The 3,631-nt window shown below is 66.7% G+C and carries 5 protein-coding genes; 4 read left to right on the top strand and 1 reads right to left on the bottom strand.

All coding sequences use genetic code 11. The features are described 5' to 3' along the window. Positions 1–97: 97 nt before the first annotated feature. A complete protein-coding gene (locus D471_RS0118160) occupies positions 98–1,111 on the bottom strand; it encodes an ABC transporter permease (protein WP_017599931.1) in 1,014 nt (337 codons plus the stop codon). Positions 1,112–1,349: 238 nt separating this feature from the next. Here D471_RS0118160 and D471_RS0118155 point away from each other — a divergent pair, with 238 nt between their 5' ends. The 4 genes from D471_RS0118155 to D471_RS34990 all read left to right on the top strand — a co-directional run bounded on the left by D471_RS0118155 (position 1,350) and on the right by D471_RS34990 (position 3,297). Continuing rightward, positions 1,350–1,574, top strand: coding sequence for a DUF2180 family protein (locus D471_RS0118155; protein WP_017599930.1), 225 nt, complete (start codon positions 1,350–1,352; stop codon positions 1,572–1,574). 140 nt (positions 1,575–1,714) lie between these two features. Next, on the top strand, positions 1,715–1,906 hold the full coding sequence (locus D471_RS0118150; protein ID WP_017599929.1) for a hypothetical protein: 192 nt from the start codon (positions 1,715–1,717) through the stop codon (positions 1,904–1,906). Continuing rightward, complete coding sequence (locus tag D471_RS0118145; protein ID WP_017599928.1) at positions 1,906–2,457, top strand: DUF6879 family protein; 552 nt, start codon at positions 1,906–1,908, stop codon at positions 2,455–2,457. Before D471_RS0118150 ends, D471_RS0118145 begins: the two co-directional genes overlap by 1 nt. A gap of 12 nt (positions 2,458–2,469) precedes the next feature. After that, on the top strand, positions 2,470–3,297 hold the full coding sequence (locus D471_RS34990; RefSeq protein ID WP_017599927.1) for a helix-turn-helix domain-containing protein: 828 nt from the start codon (positions 2,470–2,472) through the stop codon (positions 3,295–3,297). The last annotated feature ends 334 nt before the right edge of the window (positions 3,298–3,631 follow it).

Genomic DNA, 3,631 nt, shown 5'->3' with positions numbered 1-3,631 from the left:
GTCGGGAACGTCACCCGCAGGTCGTCCACCCGGACGACGGGCTCGGTGGGTTCGGGCGGAGTCTCGCTCATCGGATGGCCTCTTCGTCGCTCGGGGTCTAGTCGTGGATGCGGACACGGGGGTCGATGAGCGGGTACACCAGGTCCACGACCAGGTTGGCGACCACGATGAAGAACGCCCCGACCAGGGTCACCCCCAGGATCACCGGCAGGTCGCTCTGGGTGATCGCCTGGACCGCGTACCGGCCGATGCCGTTGAGGGAGAACACCTGCTCGGTCAGGACCGCGCCGCCGAGCACCAGGCCCAGATCGAGGCCGAAGATCGTGACGATCGGGGTCAGCGTGGGCCGCAGCGCGTGCTTGAGCACCACCCTGCGTTCACTGAGCCCCTTGGCCCGGGCGGTGCGGATGTAGTCCTCGCCGAGGCTCTCCAGCATGCCCGCGCGGGTCTGACGCGCGTACATGGCGGCGTGCAGGAACGCCAGGGTCAGCCACGGGAGGAACAGGCCCACCGCCCACGCCGCCGGGTCCTGGACCAGGGGCACGTAGCGCGGTGTGGGGAACCAGTCCCACGCGTGCACGGGGAAGGCCAACGCCAGCAGGCCGGTGAAGAAGATCGGCAGGGACACCCCGGCGAGCGCCACGCCCATGGCGATCCGGTCGAAGACGCTGCCCTTCCACACGGCCGAGACCACCCCGACGGCGATCCCGCCGACCAGCCAGATGACGCCCGCGCCGATCGCCAGGGAGACGGTCACCGGAAGGCGGTGGACGATCTCGGTGAAGACCGGCTGGTAGGTCTGGAAGGAGTAGCCCAGGCACGGCGCCGGGCACTCGACGACGTCCCTGCCGAACTGGTACTCGGCACCGACGAAGATCCCTTTGACGAACTCCCAGAACTGGACGGCGATCGGCCGGTCCAGCCCCAGCCGTTCGATGGTCGCCTGGATCGCCTCCGGGGTGGGTGCGCGGCCGACGTACATGGTGGCCAGCTGCTCGGTGGTGCGGCCCGCCCAGCGGGGCACCACGTAGAAGATGGCGAACGTGACCATCGTGACCACGGCGAGCAACAGGAGGCCGGCGCCCAGGCGGCGCAGGATGTAGGTCAGCAAGGCGCGCTCTCTCGACGGGGACTCCGGCGGCGGGGGCGACCACGGCGTGTGCGGCCGGGGCCGTGGTGAACCCTCTGGTCGAGGGCGTGTCCACGGGATCACGCTAGCGGAACGTGTTCATGTGATCACGTATGCGCACCGTGGTCGCGTCGGTCGGGACCCGAGGTGTGACCGGGTGCCAGGAGGGCATGCGAGGAACTAGGGGGTTCCCGTCACGCGGCTGACGGGGGATGAGGAGGTGACGGACGTGGAGTGCTACGACTGCGCCCGCAAGGGACAGGCCGTCTCCGCCGTCGCGGTGTGCATGAGGTGCGGAGCCGGGGTGTGCCTTGAGCACGCGCACGAGACTCCGGTGGAGGTCCGCCGGGCCGCGAGCCCGGGACAGAGCGAGATGCCCGATCCGGCCCGCCACATCACCTGCCCGGTCTGCTTCCACGCCGAGGGGCTCGACCACGGGGCCTGACCTGGCGCGCCAGAGGATTCTCACGACCGAGGGAACCTCGGCCGTCGATACAGGGTGTCCACATGCGGTCACCTTGCGCTCTTGACGTATTCACTCGTCTCCTGGATATTCAGATGCAGCCGAATCTCCAGGAGGAGTAGGTGGAGGTCACCCGAGTGCGCGGCACGTGCGACCCCAGGCCGCACTGTCCGACCCTGTACCGAACCGACCGCGAGACGTACCTCGTCCAGGGCTACGTCGTCACAGACCCCCAGATCCTCGCCGAACTCGACGTCCCTGACGGGGAGAGCGTGGTCGAGGTCCCCGTGAAACTGATCGAAGGTGCCCCCTGATGCGACGACTGACACAAGACGAGTTCATCGGGATGTTCGACGAGTTCGAGCACTCGGCGTTCCGTCTGGAGACGCTCCCCCAGTACCTCGTCGACTCCGAGAAGGAGCGGCTTCGCCGGTACAAGGCCGGGGAACCGCTGCACATCGAGGACTCCACCCGCGAGTGGCTGGAGTTCATGCGGCGGGAGATCGACGGCGGCAAGCGCTGGCACAAGGTCCACATCGTGACGAGTCCCCTGACCGAGTACCTGCGCTTCGAGTGCGAGTGGGGGTACGCGGTCTCCACCCAGTACGGGCAGGAGGTGGGCATCCTGGATACCTCCGAGGTCGAGAAGCCGTCCGAGGTGCTCGACCACGACTTCTGGATCTTCGACGACAAGCAGGTGATCCTCCTCCGGTACGACGAGGAGGGACACTTCCTCCACGCCGACGAGGCCCCCGCCGCAGACCTGCCCAAGTACCAGGCGGCCCGTGACGCGGCCCTGTCCGTCGCGGTGCCGTTCGCCGAGTACTGGGCCGCGCATCCGGAGTTCCACGGCGATCGGTCGTAAGCTGGTGCGCCGATGAGCGCCCATGAGAACGACAGCAAACGCCTCGGCCAGGCGCTGAAACGAGCGCGCCTGGCCGCAGGCTTCACCGGTGCGGAAGCGGCACGCCGCGCCGGTATGAGCCAGCCGAAGATCAGCCGGTTGGAGAACGCGGTCCAGACCCCTGGCCTGGATGACCTTGACACACTCTGTTCGGTGTACGGGCTGCCCCCTGACAAGCGCGACGAGCTTCGCACCCAGGCCGAGTCACTGCATCAGACCGTGGAATCGACGCGATCCATCCTGCGCGGCGGCGCTCACCTGAAACAACTCCAGATCAAGCGGACGGAGGCCGAGTCCACGGTACTCCGGTACTTCCAACTCGCCACCATCCCCGGTCTGCTGCAAACGGCGGAGTTCACACGGCGGATCTATGGCCTCACCTTGGAGGGCGAGAAGCTCGTCGCCGCAATGCGAGCCCTGCAACAACGCCAGAACATCCTCTACGACCAGGGCAAGTCGTTCACCTTCATCCTGACGGAACAGGCCCTTCGCTGGCGGTTGGCACCGAACCCCGTCATGGCCGCGCAACTCCACCACATCGCTTCACTGTCGACTCTCTCGAACGTGGCGATCGCGGTCATCCCATGGTCCGCCGAGGTGGGTGAGGCCCCACTGCACGGATTCGAGATGTTCGACGACCGCCTTGTGACCGTGGGCCTGGAAACGGCGGCGGCTTCCTTCTCGGAACCTGACGACATCCGCCATTACAGTGAGCTGTTCGCTTCGCTGCTCCGGAGGGCGAAGGTCGACCACGGTGCACGCGAGCACCTGTCCCGCATCGCCCGGGACTACGACTCCTAGGACAAAACAAGCCGAACCAGTACACTCTTACCTGCGATTATTCATTTATTCAAACATTCTCTTGACTGCCCACTGAATCATGTGGATAGTCGAAGGTGGCAACGGTCATCCGTCTCCGAGGAAGGCCCCCGGAGACGGATGAGGAAGGGAGCAACGCCCGTGGCCATGCTCGAAACCTCCTCCCCCACCGACCACGTCACCCCCGAGGCCGCCCGAACGGAACTGGCGAGGTTCTTCGCCATCGCCGAAACCGCGGAGCGGTCCCCCGAGATGTTCTCCGCCTACATCGACGCCGAGTGGCACCGCCTGCTCGGCACCCCCGAGTACGAGACGC

Origin of the sequence: Nocardiopsis lucentensis DSM 44048 (assembly GCF_000341125.1) — a bacterium.
Classification (GTDB): Bacteria; Actinomycetota; Actinomycetes; order Streptosporangiales; family Streptosporangiaceae; genus Nocardiopsis; species Nocardiopsis lucentensis.
The sequence above is the reverse complement of the archived record's forward strand: the minus strand, read 5'-3'. Positions and strand labels throughout refer to the sequence as shown.